Here is a 17,251-nt window from a genome sequence, read left to right as displayed (position 1 = left end):
GATATGCAAACAGTATATCAAAGGAACCGTTATGTTAGAAGAAATTTATTCGTTTTCCTGCTGGAACTTTCTCATAAACTGAGCCAGTTTTTCACAATCAGCCAGGCTGACGGCGTTGTAGATAGACGCCCTGCAGCCTCCGACTGAGCGGTGGCCTCCGAGTCCGGTCATTTTAGCCGCTTTCGCTTCTTCAACGAATTTTTTCGTGAGACTGCTGTCGCGGAGGGTGAACGTGACGTTCATGTGAGAACGGCTGTCTTTTGCGGCATGCCCAGCGTAAAACCCGCCGCTTGCGTCGATTGTGCCGTACAGGACGTCGGCCTTTTCCTGATTGCGCCGTTCAGCCGCTTCGACACCGCCGTTTTCAGCCAGCCATTCAAGGACGAGGCTCAGCATATAAATCGCAAACGTAGGCGGCGTATTATACAGTGAATCGGCTTTTGTGTGAGTGGAGTATTTCAAAATTTTAGGGACGTTGGCGTTTTCGTTTTCAAGCCATGATTTTTTCATGATGACGACCGTGACGCCGGACGGCCCGAGGTTTTTTTGGGCTCCGCCATAGATGACATCAAACGTTTTGACATCAATTTTTCTGCTCAGGATGTCGCTTGACATGTCGGCTACGAGCGGGATCGGTGAATTCGGGAACTCTTTCCACTGCGTTCCGAAAATCGTGTTGTTTGATGTAATATGCAGGTAGGCGCCGTCTTTGATTCCTGAGAGGTCCGCTTCCGGTATGTGGTTGTGGTTTGAATCTGCGCTTGTTGCCGTGACGGATGTGTTTCCGAACAGTTTCGCCTCGGCGAGTGCTTTTTCAGACCATGCGCCCGTTACGATGAAGTGCGCCGTTTTTTCCGGTGTTAAAAAGTTCATCGGCAGCATGGAGAATTGAAGGCTTGCGCCGCCTTGAAGAAATAAAATATCATAATCGTCGGGAATATCCATCAGTTCTTTCAGAAGGCTTTTGGCTTTTTGGTGCACCGCGTCATATTCTTTGCTCCGGTGGGACAGCTCCATGACGGACATGCCGGTATCATTGAAGTTGACAAATTCTTTTTGTGCTTTTTGCAGCACATCCAGTGGAAGGGCTGCGGGTCCTGCATTGAAATTCGTTGTACGTTCCATGTTTACGATCTCTCCCTGTTTTCCGCTTTAGTGTAAGAAATAATACAATTATCCTATCACAATTTTTTGATTTTTTTGATATAAAAAAATATAATTTATGTTTTTTGTGTTTCCAGACGCAAAAAAACCTCATCTTTAAGATGAGGCAAGCCGTTTTCTGACGGTTGAAGCGATCTCCTGAAGATCGTCAGGCGTATAGTCTTCGGCGTGGGTCTTCCAGACAGCCCCGAAACCGTCGCCTTTTCCGTAACGCGGAATGATATGCATGTGAAAATGGAACACCGATTGGCCCGCTTTTTCACCGTTGTTATTGAGAATATTCAGCCCGATCGGCTCGAATTCATCGCGGATGGCCCGTGCGATTTTCGGCACCGCTTCAAAATATTCTTTAGAAAGCTCAGGCGTAAACTCGTACACGTTTTCGATATGTGTTTTCGGAATCACGAGCGTATGGCCTTTTGTGACCTGGCTGATATCAAGAAACGCCACGACGTGTTCATTTTCGTATACTTTTGAAGACGGAATGTCACCGGCAATGATTTTGCAGAAAATACAATCGTCCGCTTTGTGCATAGATAGTTTTCCTCCCTGAAAAGAAATATATGTATATTCTCATCGTACCACAAAAACGGCCAAAACAAAAAACAGGATGAACGGCTGCGCGTTCACCCTGATGCAGAAGTACGAGCTTTATCACAGAAAATTGAATATGCCTTTTGTAAGCACCTCATTTGTTTTTAAAATGAAGACTTATGGGTCTGCTTAATCATTCCTGGGACAAACACCTCATTTGATTATTTCATCATGAATGAAGAACATCATCAAAGCAGTGTGTGAAGAAATTGTAAGCACAGGACATGTTGATTTTCATCCAACTGTTCTAAGACGTCTTTTATAAACACCTCATTTTCAGTTGATTAAAGCTGTTTCCTTCTACATACATTATGATGTCCGCCAAAACGATAACTATGCACACTTTTCACGTGAGAAAAAAAGGGAATCGTTTCAAATCAGACTTTATTTTTGGTACTATGAAGAAAAACGAATCAGAAGGGGAGAAATTATGTCTCTGCTATCGGTAAAAGACTTAACCGGCGGTTATACGAGAAACCCGGTCTTAAAAAATGTTTCATTCACCCTTGAGCCGAACCAGATTGTCGGACTCATCGGATTAAACGGCGCGGGCAAAAGCACGACGATCCGGCATATTATCGGATTAATGGACCCGCATAAAGGCTCGATCGAGCTGAACGGCAAGACGTTTTCGGAGGATAAGGAAAGCTACCGCTCGCAATTTACGTACATCCCCGAAACGCCGGTGCTGTATGAAGAACTGACGCTCAAAGAGCATCTGGAGCTGACGGCCATGGCGTACGGCCTTTCCAAAGAAACGCTTGAAAAAAGGCTTCCTCCGCTTTTGAAAGAATTCAGAATGGAAAAAAGGCTGAAATGGTTTCCCGCTCACTTTTCCAAAGGAATGAAGCAGAAGGTCATGATCATGTGCGCGTTTCTCGCGGAGCCCTCGCTTTATATCATTGACGAGCCGTTTCTCGGCCTTGACCCGCTTGCGATCAATGCATTGCTGGAGCGGATGGACGCCGCGAAAAAAGCCGGATCAAGCGTGCTGATGTCAACACATATCCTGGCTACGGCAGAGCGCTACTGTGACGCTTTCATTATTTTACATAACGGCGAAGTGCGGGCAAGCGGCACACTGGAAGAACTGAGAGAGCAGTTCGGCATGAAAGACGCAGCTCTAGATGACTTGTATATTGAACTGACGAAGGAAGACGCCGGCCATGAATAATATGTCTACTATTTGGCAGTCCCGGCTTGAAGAGCATATAAAGGAAACCAGAATGTATATGAAATATATGCTCAATGATCATCTCGTCATTGTGCTGATCTTTTTTATTGCCGGCGCGGCGAGCTGGTACAGCAAGTGGGTCAAAGACATCCCCGTTCATTTTCCCTCTTTTTGGGTGATGGCGGTGCTCTTTTCATTTGTGCTGACCGGTTCATACGTCCGGACGCTGTTAAAGGAAGCGGACCTCGTGTTTCTGCTGCCGCTTGAACCGAAAATGGGGACATACTTTAAGCATTCATTTAAGTACAGCTATCTGTCACAGCTGTTTCCGCTTATTGCTCTGTCGCTTGTATGCATGCCTCTGTTTTTCGCTGTAAGTCCGGGGGCGTCGCTTGCGTCGTATGCCGCCGTATTTATTCAGATGCTGGCGGTAAAAGCGTGGAATCAGGCCATGGAGTGGCGGATGACGTTTATGAATGACAGAAGCATGAAAATGATGGATGCGGTCATACGCTTTATCTGCAATATGCTGCTTTTATACTTCGTCTTACAGTCGTTTTATGTGTACGCTGCCGCCGTCTACATTGTGATGGCCGGTCTTTATGTGTATTTCACATCGGCCGCAAAACATAAATCATTAAAATGGGAAGCTCATATTGAATATGAATTAAGAAGGAAGCAGCGGTTTTACAGAATCGCCAATCTGTTTACCGATGTGCCTCACCTGAAAAAACAGGCAAAACGCCGGGCGTATCTCGACTTTTTGCTCAGAATGATTCCGTTTGAGCAGCGGAAAACGTTCTCCTATATGTATGCGCGGGCCTTTCTGCGTTCAAATGATTATCTCGGCATTCAGGTCAGGCTCACGATTATTTTTATCCTGATTATTATGCTCGTTTCCGCCAATCCGTGGATCACGGCGGCGTTAACCGTATTTACCGTCTTTATTACGGGAATACAGCTTCTTCCGCTGTTCGGGCATTTTCATCATCTTTCTCTGCAGGAGCTTTACCCGGTCAATCAGAAAGCGAAGCTGCAAAGTTTCTTTTCGCTGATGAAATCGTCATTAACCGTGCAGGCGCTGCTGTTCTGCGCAGCGTCAGCCTATGCCGCGGGAGTCAGCGGGGCGCTGTATGCGGCCGTTGCTTCAGCCGTTCTGATTTTTGTGATCATGCCATCGTATATGGGCGGAAGATTGAAAAAGTACGGCAAGCTGTAATCAATCGGGTTTTTGAAACCTCAATGAAAGAAGGAGACACAGATGACCGACGATCAGCAGCTGGTACAGGAAGCACTGCAATGGAAAGCGCGTTTTTTGCGCAAAGATTCCATGCTTGAACGCTTTTCTAAAGGAATGCAGGCGAAAATAAATGAGCGGATTCCCGAAAAAATTCATGCCGTCATCACAGAAAGCATTAAAAAAATGACCGAAGCAACAATGGCGGGTTCAAATCTGGTGAAAAGCAAGCGGGATACAAACGGTATGACGCTTGCTGAAAAAGATGCTCTCGCCAGACAAACCATCGCATCGTACCAAAAGGTCGCGGCAGCTGAAGGTATCGGTACGGGGGCCGGCGGAATTTTTTTAGGAATGGCTGATTTTCCTTTGCTGCTATCCATTAAAATGAAATGTCTGTTCGATCTTGCCTCCATTTACGGCTATGATGTGAAAGACAGGGATGAGCGATTGTTTTTGCTGTTTATTTTTCAGCTGGCTTTCTCAAGCGGTGAACAGCGGAAACGCATATACTCAATGATTGAACAGTGGGATTCGAAAAAGCATGATGTCGATTGGAGAGTTTTTCAGCAGGAATATCGCGATTATCTGGACGTGGTGAAATTGTTTCAGCTTTTGCCGGTCGTCGGAGCCGCCGTGGGCGGAGCGGCCAATTATAAACTGCTGTCACAGCTCGGTGAGACGGCAAGGCACGTTTTTCATTTAAGAATTACAACAGCCGGTACGTAATGTACCGGCTGTTTTTTTTTATGTCAGCGGGGGTAGCTTACCGCGGCGCCGATAAGCACCTTGGCGGCCGTCAGCATCGCTTTTTCATTAAAATCAAATTTCGGGTGGTGATGAGGATAAACGGTTTCCGCGTTTTCTAAAGCGGCGCCCGTAAAGAAAAAAGCGCCTTTTGTATGCTGCAGATAATAGGAAAAATCCTCTCCCGCCATCTGCGGCTCTCCTTCAACGACTTTCGTAACGCCGTCTGTTTCCGCTGCGGCTGCCGCCGCGTGCGCCGCTTCCTCAGGATGATTAACGACGGCGGGATAACCGCGCTTGAAACGATATTCATAGGAAGCGGAGTGCATGGAACAGATTCCTTTTACGACGGCTTCTATTTCTGCTTCGAGCAGGCGGCGCACACTTTCGTCAAACGAGCGGACGGTGCCTGAAATGACTGCCTGATCGGCAATCGCATTAAACGGATTTTCAGCGGTGAACGAGCCGGCTGAGATGACGGCCGGCTGCACCGGATTTACCCGCCGGCTGACGATATGCTGAAGAGCCGTGACGATTTGTGAGCCGATTAAAACGGCGTCCTTCGTATCGTGAGGGATCGCACCGTGACCGCCTTTGCCGATGACTTTAATCGTAAAGCCGTCAGCGGCGGCCATTACTGGGCCCGGGCGGCATAAGACCGTTCCGACGGGTTCAGTCGCCCATAGGTGTGTGCCGAAAATGGCATCGACATGTTCGAGGCAGCCGTCCTCAATCATTGCTTTTGCTCCGCCGGGAGATAATTCCTCAGCGTGCTGGTGGATCATCACAAATGACCCTTTCAGTTTTTCCCGGTTGCGGTACAGCACTTTTCCGGCCGCGAGCAGAGCCGCCGTATGGCCGTCATGCCCGCAGGCGTGCATGACGCCGGGAATTTGTGAAGCATAGGGCACATCTTTTTCATCCTGTATCGGCAAAGCGTCAAAATCAGCTCTGAGTGCCACGACCGGTCCCGGTTCACCGCCTTCAATACAGGCTGTGACACCGTTGCCCCCGACATTCGTCCGGATGGGGACGCCGAGCTTTTCATAAAATGAGGCGATGAACGCCGGTGTTTTTTTCTCCTTAAAGGATGGCTCGGGATTCATGTGAAGGTGACGCCTGATTTCAACCATTTCCTCATACAGCCCGTCAAGCTGAGCGTTTAAGCTTTTTTGAAGTGTCGTTAACGTCAAAAGCGATGCCCCCTCGTCTGCTTTTCCCATGATTGTATAGAAAATGTCAGAAGATTTCAATCTTTTTGCTACGGGAGAATGATGATGGCGGCGATGGTCGTGATGATAAGTCCGGCCGCAACAGGGATAAAGTTTTTCCTGGCAAGCTCAAACGGGTCAACTTTACAAATAGCCGCAGCGGGAATCAGTGCCCAAGGGACCAATGTTCCGCCCCCGACCCAGATCGCTGAAATCTGGCCCAGCGCCGTTAAAACGGCCGGGTCCGTATGAAGCGCGGCAGAAAACAGCTTTGCCATCGAGCCTGCAAGAGATATACCGGAAAACCCTGACCCGTCGAGCCCGGTAATCGCACCGACTGCGGCCAGGGCGATGCCGGCGAATTCTCCGGACATCGGAAAAGAATGGGACAGGGCCAGTCCGAGGTCATTGACGATTCCCGCAGACCCTTTCGGCAGCGGGGTGTTCAAAATACTTTTAAACCCCGCGTCACCGAGATAAAAGAAGGCCGCGATCGGAATGACGGGGCCGAATACTTTAAAGCCGAATTGAAAACCGCCGATAAAATACTCGGTGATCTTTTCTAAATGCCGCTCTTTATATACAATGAAATGAATGATCAGGAGAATGCCGATCGCGGTTCCTCCGACGAGTGCCGTCGCATCGTTTCCTTGGAGGCGGTATACGATCATGCAGATAATATCGGCGAGAAAAACAAGCGGAATGAAAACCGCCAGGATCACCCTGAGTTTTTTCGGCAGATACATACTTGTGTCCAAAGAACCGGAGCTGTCCAAGGAGAGGGGGGCCTTCGTTTTTTTTCGATCCCGCATGATGAGGAAGAAAGCGGTGATTGTCGTCGTTAACCCCATGATCAAAACGAGCGGAATACTTGCCTGCATGACATCGCTCACTGGGATGCCCGCGGCATCGGCCGTTAATTTCGGGGCCGCCTGAATGACGTAATCGCCCGATAAAGCGAATCCGTGGCCGAACAGGTTCATCGCCATAGCCGCAGCGATCGGAGAAAGGCCCGCCCGGATCGCTGCGGGAAGCAGCACAGCGCCGATCAGCGCCACCCCGGGTGACGGCCAGAAAAAAAGAGAGATGGCAAACATCAGACAGCCGATAACCCAATACGCGACAGCCGGCCCTTTCATCAGCTTTGCAAACGGAGAAATCATCGCTTCATTAATACCGGTTTTGGTCAAAAGGCCGCTCATCGCCACGATAAAACAAATGATAAAAATCGTCGGCAGCAATTCTCCGGCGGCATACGTAAAGCTGTGAAACAGGCTGCTGACCGAAGCGGAGAATGAATGCGTCGTCCATAGCGCAATCACAAAAATGCCGGCGAGTGAAATAAAGGTTGTATCTTTTCTGAGAAGCATAAAAACGATAATGGCCGCGATAAAAGCAACATAAAGCAGATGTACCGAGTAGACGCCGATCCCCAATTGAACCACTCCGTTTATAAATAGGATTGCTACAGGGTATTCATAGGCGGGCGGAAGGTGCAAAGAAGGATGCGTAAAATCAGGACATCAAAAAAGCCGGAGAATCTCCGGCGGTTTTCAGTCTATTGCGTAATAAGCGGTTACATAAGACGGACGGGAAAAAATAGACGTCGTGTCGATACCGGCAGATGTTCCGCGTTTTTTATGAGCTTCCTGATAAGAGTTTGACTGCTGCCAATCCTGAAAGGCTTTTTCCTCTTCCCACAGGGTCAAAATGACATACGTATCGCCTTCGAGCGGTCTTAATACACGGATGGCTTTAAAACCGGGTTCATTTTCCACTTTGCCGGCGCGGTTTTTAAACCGGTTTTCAAACAGCGGACGGCCTTCCTGGGTAACGGCGATGTTGTTGAGGACGGCGTAGCCCGGATTTTTGATTTCCCCGACGCTGTCGATGCTTTCATAGGAATGGGGCGCCTGAAAAACGGTTTCTCCATTTGTTTCATGAATTAAAACCGCATTATCCTCCCCTTGCATCAGCACCATATTCTCACTCGGGTGTTTCTTGGCAATCGTCTTTAAAAAATCGGCTGTCCCGTATGTAATATAAACCTTCATATCAGCCACCTCCTGCTTGCTAGTATATCAAAAGAGTGGTATAAGTTTCTATTGGCGACTCATTCTGACATAATTCGAAACAATATTTCCCATACTACAAGTTAAGAAAGGCGAGGTGACTTATGCTGAAAAAGAAAAAAAGATTCTTTATTCCGGCTGTAATTGCGGCGGCAACCGCTTTTCTCGCGTTAATCGGATACATTATCATTATATTTCTCGGCCATTATGTCATCGATGAAAAGAAATTAATACTGCACGCATCTTCAAAAATCGTCGATCAAGACGGTGATGAAATCGCGAGCCTCTATACGGAAAATCGTGAGCCGGTATCCATTCAGCAGGTTCCGGAAGATGTGAGAGATGCCTTTATCGCCGTTGAAGATAAACGGTTTTACGAACATCACGGCATTGATGTGAAGTCTGTCGGCCGGGCGGTGTTCCGGGATGTTTTAGCAGGCGGCAAGGTGGAGGGCGGAAGCACGATCACCCAGCAGCTGGCGAAAAACATTTTTCTGACTCATGATAAAACATTTTTGCGCAAGACGAAGGAAGTCATTATCGCCATCAATCTTGAGCGTGATTACAGCAAGGACAAGCTGCTTGAAATGTACCTGAACCAGCTTTATTTCGGCCATGGCGTTTACGGCATTCAAGCCGCGTCCCACTACTACTTTAATAAAGAAGTAAAAGATTTAACCGTTGCAGAAGGAGCCGTTCTGGCAGCGATTCCGAAGGCGCCATCTCTTTATTCGCCGATTCAGCATCCGGATAAAAATAAAGAACGGCGCGATACGATTCTTGCAATGATGAACGATCAAGGCTATATCAGCGCCAAGGAAGCCGTCAGAGCCCAGGGCCGGACATTGGGGCTTAATGTCAAGAAAACATCAGAAACGCCTTGGTTTGACAGTTATATCGATCTTGTCATCAAGGAGGCGGAAGACCGTTATTCGATGTCAGGAGAACAGCTGCTTCAAGGCGGCTATACGATCCGGACGTCACTTGATTCCAAGCTGCAGAAAACGGCATATACCCTCATGAAGGAAAGCGGCTATTTTCCGGGGACGGATCAGGCGGCAGAGGGAAGCGCCGTCTTTATTGATAATAAAACCGGAGGCGTGCGCGCGGCGGTCGGCGGGCGCGACTACGTGACAAAAGGATACAACAGGGTTACGGCGAAGCGGCAGCCGGGCTCAACGTTTAAGCCGATTGCCGTATACGGGCCCGCCATGCAGGAAGACAAGTTCAAACCGTATTCGCTTCTCCAAGACAAACTGACGTCCTACGACGGGTATGAACCGAAAAATTATGACGGACAGTACAAGGGGGAAGTGACGATGCAGGATGCGATCACTTACAGCATAAATGCGCCCGCTGTCTGGACATTGAAGCAGATCGGCGTGGATACGGGAAAATCGTATCTTGAGAAAAACGGCATGAACATTTCTGACAACGGACTCGCGATTGCGCTGGGCGGTCTGTCTGAAGGCGTCACTCCGCTTCAGCTTGCCGGAGCTTATCATACCTTTGCGGCAAACGGAATGTATACGAAGCCATTTTTTATAGAGAACATCACGGACGAAGACGGAGAAACGCTATCCGGGCCTAAAAACGGCAAAACGCGCGTCTTCAGCGGACAGACGGCATGGAATATGACGAGAATGCTTCAGCAGGTCGTAAAAGAAGGAACTGCTTCACAAGGCAGCTATCAAGGTGACCTGGCGGGGAAAACCGGCACGACCACATTTACCGGCATCCCCGGCGCGACAAAGGACGCCTGGTTTGCGGGATACACTCCCGGACTGACGGGAGCCGTCTGGATGGGCTATGACAAAACGGATAAAACCCATTACCTGAAAGGCGGAAGCCAGTACCCGGTCAGACTCTTTAAAGATATCGTCACAAAAGCGGGGGAAAACGGCCGGACATTCAAAAAGCCTGAAAATGTGAAGGAACTGGGCAGCCCGATTGAGCTGGAAGCGGTAAAATCCCTGTCGGCCCGTTATACATTTAAGGCGATGGGACTGATTACGGTTCAATTAAAATGGGATATTCAAAAGGATGATCGGGTTGTTTACCGAATATATGAGAAGAAAGACGGAAAAGACAAGCTTCTGGATTCGGTGAAAGGAAAAGGCAGCTTTGACATACCGTACGCCAATCTGTTTTCAGGGGCTTCATACAAAGTCGTTCCATTTAATTCGCAGACGAATCAAGAAGGAGAGGGAACGGAATACGTTCAGCCGAAGCTTTTTTCTTCTTAATCATGAATTCGGCGATTTTTTGAACATTAAGCCTCAATTCTATACCATTCAGAAAAAACAAGGTATAGTGTAATGGGCGAAGAACACGAACGTATGGTTGCAGGAGGAAAGGTGGAAATTCAGATGAGTAAACGAGAAGCGTTTAATGATACGTTTTTAAAAGCGGCACGGGGAGAAAAAACAAATCACGTCCCTGTCTGGTACATGAGACAGGCGGGGAGGTCTCAGCCGGAATACCGCAAGCTGAAAGAAAAGTACGGCTTAGTCGAAATTACGCATCAGCCCGAGCTGTGCGCGTATGTGACGAGGCTCCCGGTCGAGCAGTACGGAGTGGACGCTGCCATTTTATATAAAGATATTATGACGCCTCTTCCTTATATCGGAGTGGATGTTGAAATAAAAAACGGAATCGGCCCGGTGATCGATCAGCCGGTGCGCTCTGCTGCGGATATTGAAAAGCTCGGCGAACTGAATCCCGAACAGGATGTTCCTTACGTGCTGGAAACGATCCGATTACTCGTAAACGAACAGCTGAATGTTCCGCTCATCGGTTTTTCGGGAGCGCCTTTTACGCTGGCCAGTTATATGATTGAAGGCGGGCCTTCTAAAAATTACAACAAAACAAAAGCGTTTATGCACAGTATGCCGCAAGCGTGGCAAATGCTGATGGACAAGCTCGCGGACATGATTATCGTTTATGTAAAAGCGCAGATTAATGCCGGCGCAAAAGCCATTCAGATTTTTGATTCATGGGTCGGCGCGCTGAACCGCGAAGATTACCGGCAGTTTATAAAACCGGTGATGGACAGAATATTCCGGGAGCTTTCAGCAGAGCAAGTTCCGCTGATCATGTTCGGCGTAGGCGCAAGCCACCTGGCCGGGGATTGGCATGACCTTCCTCTTGATGTCGTCGGTCTTGATTGGAGACTCGGCATAGATGACGCCAGAAAACAAGGCATTACAAAAACGGTTCAGGGCAATCTTGATCCGTCGCTTCTTCTTGCGCCTTGGGAAGTCATCGAGAAAAAAGCGAAAGCGATACTTGATCAAGGCATGAAAACGGACGGGTTTATTTTCAATTTAGGTCACGGCGTATTCCCTGATGTCAATCCGGCAACGCTGAAAAAGCTGACGGCGTTTGTACATGAATATTCCGCGGCCAAAAAAACGGAACAATCTTCCTGAGCAGATCGTTGGTTATAAGAAGATTTTCCTGTCAAAATCAAGGTAGACAGACCATCAAAAGAGGTGTTTAACAAAATGAGCAGCAAAAAGAAAATGGGACTTCTCGTCATGGCTTACGGAACGCCTTACAAAGAAGAGGACATAGAACGTTATTATACACATATCAGACGCGGAAGAAAGCCGGAGCCGCACATGCTTCAAGACTTAAAAGACAGATATGAAGCGATCGGAGGCATTTCTCCGCTGGCAAAAATCACGCAGGAGCAGGCGGAGAAGCTCGCACAGCGTTTAAATGAAATCCAGGACGACGTAACATTCAAAGTGTACATCGGATTAAAACATATTGAACCGTTTATTGAAGACGCGGTGGCGGACATGCATAAAGACGGCATTACAGAAGCTGTCAGCCTTGTGCTCGCCCCTCATTTTTCAACATTCAGCGTCCAGTCATACAACAAACGCGCGAAAGAAGAAGCGGAGAAGCTCGGCGGTTTGACCATCAAGTCTGTTGAAAGCTGGTATGATGAACCGAAATTCGTTGATTATTGGGTCGGCCAGGTGAAGAAAACGTATGAATCAATGCCGAAAGAAGAACGGGATGACGCGATGCTGATCGTCTCAGCGCACAGCCTTCCTGAAAAAATTAAAGAATACGGCGATCCGTATCCTGACCAGCTGGAGGAATCCGCAAAACTGATTGCCGAAGGCGCCGGAATTACCGATTACGCAGTCGGCTGGCAAAGCGAAGGGAACACCCCTGATCCGTGGCTCGGGCCGGATGTGCAGGATCTCACGCGCGAGCTGTATCAAAAGCATCCTTATAAAGCATTTGTATACGTGCCCGCAGGCTTCGTTGCCGATCATTTAGAGGTGCTTTACGATAATGATTATGAATGCAAAGCTGTGACCGAAGAAGTCGGCGCAAGCTACTATCGTCCGGCCATGCCGAACGCACAGCCTGAATTTATCGACGCGCTTGCAGCGGTCGTGCTGAAAGAGCTGGACAAGTAGAATTAAACGGTAAAGAAGGCGATAAAAATGAGTGGCGATAAAAAACATCTGGTCATCATCGGCGGCGGCATAACGGGATTAGCCGCCGCCTTCTACATGGAAAAAGAAATCAAGGAAAAACAGCTGCCGCTTGAGGTCACCCTGATCGAAGCGGGCCCGAGAGCGGGCGGTAAAATTCAGACGGCGCATAAAGACGGCTACATTATTGAGCGGGGGCCGGATTCTTTTTTGGAAAGGAAAAAAAGCGCGCCGCAGCTCGTTAAGGATTTGGGGCTTGAGCATCTGCTCGTCAACAATGCGACCGGCCAGTCTTACGTGCTCGTCAATGAGACGCTTCATCCGATGCCGAAGGGCGCGGTGATGGGCATTCCGACCAAAATCGCTCCGTTCATCTCCACCGGTTTATTTTCTGTACCCGGAAAAGCGCGGGCGGCGCTTGACTTTGTCCTGCCTGCGAGCAAACCGAAGGAAGATCAGTCTCTGGGTGAATTTTTCCGCAGACGCGTCGGTGACGAAGTCGTTGAGAATTTAATAGAACCGCTATTATCAGGGATTTATGCCGGAGATATTGATAAGCTGAGCCTCATGTCCACGTTTCCGCAATTCTATCAGACTGAGCAAAAGCACAGAAGCCTGATTCTCGGTATGAAAAAATCACGTCCGCAGCCTTCGGGACAGCAGCTGACGGCCAAAAAGCAGGGCCAGTTTTTAACGCTGACGACAGGACTTCAAACGTTGGTGGAGGAGCTGGAAAAGCAGCTTACGCTGACAAAGGTGATGAAAGGAACGAAAGTCACCCATATCGGCCGCGAGGAGAAAGGATATTCCGTGACGCTTGATAATGGCAAAGTGCTCTATGCGGAAGGATGCATAGTGACAGCCCCGCATAAAGCCGCGGCGAAAATGCTTTCTGATCTGCCGGCGGTTTCATGTCTCAAAGATATGCATTCTACGTCCGTTGCCAACGTCGCCTTAGGTTTTCCTGAGGGAGCCGTCAAAATGGAGCATGAAGGTACGGGATTCGTTATCTCAAGAAACAGCGATTTCTCCATCACGGCCTGCACATGGACGAATAAAAAATGGCCGCACGCGGCGCCGGAGGGCAAAACACTTCTCAGGGCGTACGTCGGAAAGGCCGGAGATGAATCCATCGTAGATCTTTCAGATAACGAGATCATTAAAATCGTAATGGAAGATTTGAAAAAAGTAATGAAAATAAATGGCGAACCGGAAATGACCTGTGTGACCCGCTGGAACGAAAGCATGCCGCAATACCATGTCGGCCATAAGGAGCGCATCAAAGAGTTCAGAGATGCGCTGAAAGCTTCCTATCCGGGCGTATACGCGACGGGCGCGTCTTTCGAAGGGGTGGGCATCCCCGACTGTATCGACCAGGGAAAAGCCGCCGTATATGATTCACTCGCTTATTTATTTGAAACGTACCAGCCTCCGTTATCGTAAAACGGAGGTTTTTTGCATGTTCCCGTTCTGTAAAGGGAACACCAATAAAGAGAAAAAACATTTGAATCTTCTTTGCGACTGTGATAAGTTATCTTATGTACAAAATGACTAAAACGTTCAAACGGTCAATTTAACGAGGTGGGAAACATGTCCGTCGATCGGAAAAAGCTCATTCTGGAAGCGGCAACGAAGTCTTTTACACAATTCGGCTACAAAGCAACGACAATGGATCTGGTGGCAAAGCTTGCAAATGTGGGGAAGGGAACCATCTACACGTTTTTCAAAAACAAAGAAGAACTGTTTGATGATATTTTCACCACTATTTTAAGAGAAATGAAGGAACACGCAGACGAAGCGATGAAACCGGAGCTTTCATTTCACGAAAATGTTCACCGGGCGCTTGTCGCGATTTTGGAATTCAGAAAAACACACCAGCTGACTATTAAAATTTTTCAGGAGAACGCCGAGATTGGTACAATAGCCGTTCAGGATGTCATTGCGAAAATGGAGCGGGCCATTCTGTCATACATTAAAGAAAAGATAGAAACAGCCATTGAAAACGGAAGCATTAAACCGTGTGATCCGGAACTGACCGCTTTTGTGATGCTCAAGCTCTACATCGCGCTGATATTTGACTGGGAAAAAAACCATCCGCCTCTTGAAAAAGAGACGATCGCCGAATTGCTGGAAATGTATGTTGGTCAAGGATTATCTAAATAATAGATGATCCTTCACTTTTTAGGTGCCGTGACCGTTTTGTCAAATGAGTCAGTTTGCGGAAGGAGGCAACAGGGTTGAATACAATAAAAAGCCAGTGGAAAGACATTGTAACGAACAAGAAACTGTTAATCCCCATCATTGCCATATTATTCGTTCCGCTGATCTACAGCGGAGTGTTTTTGAAGGCGTACTGGGACCCGTACGGCACGGTGGATCAGCTGCCGGTTGTCGTTGTCAACCAGGATAAAGGGGCGGACTACGAAGGGAAACATCTTCAGATCGGTGACGATCTTGTGAAAGAGTTAAAGAAAAATGATAATTTTGATTGGCATTTTTCAAACGATCTTGATCAATCGTTAAAGGACTTATTAAATGCTAAATATTATTTATTGGTCGAGATTCCTGAAGATTTTTCTAAAAACGCCAGCACGGTAATGGATAAAAATCCGAAGAAGCTGGATCTGAAATATCATACGAATGCCGGATCAAACTATGTCGGCGCGACAATCGGCGAAAAGGCGATCGACAAGCTGAAAGCCTCCGTGTCGAAAGAAGTGACGGAGCAATACGCAAAAGTCATTTTTGACAATTTTAAAGATATTGCCAAAGGACTCGGCAAAGCCAGCAGCGGCGCCAAGAAAATAGACGACGGCACGAAAAACGCGAAAGACGGCAGCGCCAAGCTGAAGGAAAATTTAGCGAAGCTTACTGAAAGCACCGCCACCATCGGCGATAAAACGCAGCAGCTTGCAGACGGAGCGGCGAAAGTGACAAGCGGAATTCAAACGCTTGACAGCTCTATCGCAAAACTTCAGAGCGCAAGCGCCGAAATTCAAGATAAATCAGGGCAGATTGCTTCAGGAGGAGGCCAAGTGGCCAGCGGGCTGAAAACGAGCCTTGACGCACAAAAGCAGCTCCAGCAAAAGCTTCCGGATTTAACGAATGGATTAAGCGCGTTAAACAGCAAGGCGCAGGAAGTGTCGCAAAAAGCGGCGGCATTTGAAGATGCGATCAATTCAGTCAACCTCTCAGATATTGAAAAAGCGGTTGGGGAGCTTGAGCAGACTGAAAAGGAATTGCAGCAGTTTAAGAAAAAGCTTTCTGATCTGAAAAACAGCCTGGATGCCCGGGATGACGCGGTCAAAAAGGTGATTAAGGACAGTGATTTCTTAACGGATGAGCAAAAAGCGAAACTTGTTCAGCTTCTGAATGAGAAGCTTCCGAAGGCCGACCTTCCGGATTTAGACAATATCGTCAGCCAGCTTCCGTCCGGCGGAGATATCCAGCTTCCGGATATGTCAGTCATAAAAAGCGCGCTGGCAGATGTAAAAGCGAAGGCTGATCAGCTGAAAGCACTGCCTCAGTCCACATCGAAACTGTATAACGGCGCGGCGGCGGTACAAGACGCGATTAACCAGCTGACGGCTGGAACTGATAAATTGTACAGCGGAGCGCAGACCGTCTTTGAAAGCCAAAACAAATTGACGGCCGGTATCGGCGAATACAACAGCAAGTTCGGACAGCTCAAATCAGGATCAGAAGCGTTAGTGTCAGGGAGCGGCCAGGTGTCTGGCGGCTTAACGAAACTGCTGGACGCGCAAAACAAAATCCATGACGGCTCGTCCAAAATTGAGCAGGGTCAAGCGTCTCTCGGCACCGGTTTAAGCAAGCTTTTAGACGGCACCGGACAATTGTCCAGCCAGCTGAAAGATGCGGCTGATCAAACCGGGGACATTAAGACAGATGACAAAACGTACAGCATGTTTGCCGATCCGGTAAAAACGGACGATAACGCGATTCATTCCGTGCCTAACTACGGTACCGGACTGACGCCTTATATTCTCTCTATGGGCTTGTATGTCGGCGGATTGATGCTGACGGTCGTATTCCCTCTGAGTGAAGCTTCAGGGCGTCCGAGAAACGGTTTTGAATGGTTCCTCAGCAAATTCAGCGTCATTCTGCTCGTCGGACTGATTCAATCCGTTATAGTCGCCACGGTTCTGTTAAAAGGAATCGGGCTTGATGTGGAAAGCACTTGGAGATTCTATCTCTTTACGATGATTACCAGCATCGCGTTCCTGTCGATGATTCAATTATTGGCGACAACGATGGGAAATCCGGGACGCTTTATCGCTGTCATCATTCTGGTGCTCCAGCTTGGGGCAAGCGGAGGAACCTTCCCGCTTGAACTCCTGCCGGGATTCTATCAAGTGATTCACGGGGCACTGCCGATGACTTACAGCATCAACGGGTTCCGTGCCGTCATTTCAAATGGCGATTACGGCTATATGTGGCAGCAGGCATCCATTCTGTTGGGCATCGCCGTTGTCATGATCGCGCTGACCATCGTGTATTTTACGGTGCAAAGCAAAAAAGAACACAAAACGGAAGAAGAAATAACAGCATAAGAAAAAGAGGCGCTGAGCAGA

At 48.2% G+C, this 17,251-nt stretch carries 14 protein-coding genes; 9 read left to right on the top strand and 5 right to left on the bottom strand.

What is annotated here, in order from left to right; genetic code table 11:
• Window positions 1–45: 45 nt before the first annotated feature.
• Together serC and HWY38_RS11710 are read right to left on the bottom strand one after the other, a co-directional pair.
• Complete coding sequence (gene serC, locus HWY38_RS11715) at window positions 46–1,125, bottom strand: 3-phosphoserine/phosphohydroxythreonine transaminase (protein WP_044802753.1); 1,080 nt, start codon at window positions 1,123–1,125, stop codon at window positions 46–48.
• Window positions 1,126–1,260: 135 nt separating this feature from the next.
• Complete coding sequence (locus HWY38_RS11710) at window positions 1,261–1,698, bottom strand: HIT family protein (protein ID WP_007409220.1); 438 nt, start codon at window positions 1,696–1,698, stop codon at window positions 1,261–1,263.
• 490 nt (window positions 1,699–2,188) lie between these two features.
• On the opposite strand from HWY38_RS11710, the gene ecsA reads away from it, so the two are divergent.
• Genes ecsA through HWY38_RS11695 form a run of 3 tightly spaced genes read left to right on the top strand, consistent with a single transcriptional unit; the run spans window position 2,189 to window position 4,898 of the window.
• Window positions 2,189–2,932 (top strand): ABC transporter ATP-binding protein EcsA, encoded by a 744-nt coding sequence (ecsA, locus tag HWY38_RS11705; RefSeq protein ID WP_003155231.1) that lies wholly within the window; start codon window positions 2,189–2,191, stop codon window positions 2,930–2,932.
• Entirely contained in the window at window positions 2,925–4,151 is a 1,227-nt protein-coding gene (locus HWY38_RS11700; RefSeq protein ID WP_014304729.1) for an ABC transporter permease, read from the top strand. The genes ecsA and HWY38_RS11700 overlap by 8 nt, the downstream gene beginning before the upstream one ends.
• A 42-nt stretch (window positions 4,152–4,193) precedes the next feature.
• Window positions 4,194–4,898 (top strand): EcsC family protein, encoded by a 705-nt coding sequence (locus HWY38_RS11695; RefSeq protein WP_003155229.1) that lies wholly within the window; start codon window positions 4,194–4,196, stop codon window positions 4,896–4,898.
• A 23-nt stretch (window positions 4,899–4,921) separates the two neighbouring features.
• Here the strand turns inward: HWY38_RS11695 and HWY38_RS11690 are convergent, their stop codons facing one another.
• The 3 genes from HWY38_RS11690 to hmoB form a co-directional block, all read right to left on the bottom strand.
• A complete protein-coding gene (locus HWY38_RS11690) occupies window positions 4,922–6,109 on the bottom strand; it encodes a M20 family metallopeptidase (protein WP_224181891.1) in 1,188 nt (395 codons plus the stop codon).
• A 68-nt stretch (window positions 6,110–6,177) separates the two neighbouring features.
• Window positions 6,178–7,563 carry a hypothetical protein gene (locus tag HWY38_RS11685; protein WP_057080119.1) on the bottom strand — a complete coding sequence of 462 codons (1,386 nt, stop codon included), beginning with the start codon at window positions 7,561–7,563 and terminating at the stop codon, window positions 6,178–6,180.
• Window positions 7,564–7,680: 117 nt separating this feature from the next.
• The gene (gene hmoB / locus HWY38_RS11680; protein WP_003155224.1) at window positions 7,681–8,181 is read right to left on the bottom strand and encodes a heme-degrading oxygenase HmoB; all 501 of its coding nucleotides are present in this window, start codon (window positions 8,179–8,181) and stop codon (window positions 7,681–7,683) included.
• 122 nt (window positions 8,182–8,303) lie between these two features.
• Here hmoB and HWY38_RS11675 point away from each other — a divergent pair, with 122 nt between their 5' ends.
• The 6 genes from HWY38_RS11675 (at window position 8,304) to HWY38_RS11650 (ending at window position 17,230) form a co-directional block, all read left to right on the top strand.
• The gene (locus HWY38_RS11675; RefSeq protein ID WP_069013597.1) at window positions 8,304–10,445 is read left to right on the top strand and encodes a transglycosylase domain-containing protein; all 2,142 of its coding nucleotides are present in this window, start codon (window positions 8,304–8,306) and stop codon (window positions 10,443–10,445) included.
• A 123-nt stretch (window positions 10,446–10,568) separates the two neighbouring features.
• Window positions 10,569–11,630: a uroporphyrinogen decarboxylase gene (gene hemE, locus HWY38_RS11670; protein WP_003155222.1), complete on the top strand. Its 1,062-nt coding sequence runs from the start codon at window positions 10,569–10,571 to the stop codon at window positions 11,628–11,630.
• A 75-nt stretch (window positions 11,631–11,705) separates the two neighbouring features.
• The gene (hemH, locus tag HWY38_RS11665) at window positions 11,706–12,641 is read left to right on the top strand and encodes a ferrochelatase (protein WP_003155221.1); all 936 of its coding nucleotides are present in this window, start codon (window positions 11,706–11,708) and stop codon (window positions 12,639–12,641) included.
• Window positions 12,642–12,668: 27 nt separating this feature from the next.
• Complete coding sequence (hemY, locus tag HWY38_RS11660; protein ID WP_003155220.1) at window positions 12,669–14,102, top strand: protoporphyrinogen oxidase; 1,434 nt, start codon at window positions 12,669–12,671, stop codon at window positions 14,100–14,102.
• Window positions 14,103–14,249: 147 nt separating this feature from the next.
• Window positions 14,250–14,822 carry a TetR/AcrR family transcriptional regulator gene (locus HWY38_RS11655; RefSeq protein ID WP_003155219.1) on the top strand — a complete coding sequence of 191 codons (573 nt, stop codon included), beginning with the start codon at window positions 14,250–14,252 and terminating at the stop codon, window positions 14,820–14,822.
• Window positions 14,823–14,896: 74 nt separating this feature from the next.
• Window positions 14,897–17,230, top strand: a complete 2,334-nt coding sequence (locus tag HWY38_RS11650) for a YhgE/Pip domain-containing protein (protein ID WP_014304734.1) — start codon at window positions 14,897–14,899, stop codon at window positions 17,228–17,230.
• Window positions 17,231–17,251: the final 21 nt, after the last annotated feature.

Origin of the sequence: Bacillus sp. KS1, from assembly GCF_020075515.1 — a bacterium.
GTDB lineage: Bacteria > Bacillota > Bacilli > Bacillales > Bacillaceae > Bacillus > Bacillus velezensis.
The sequence above is the reverse complement of the archived record's forward strand: the minus strand, read 5'-3'. Positions and strand labels throughout refer to the sequence as shown.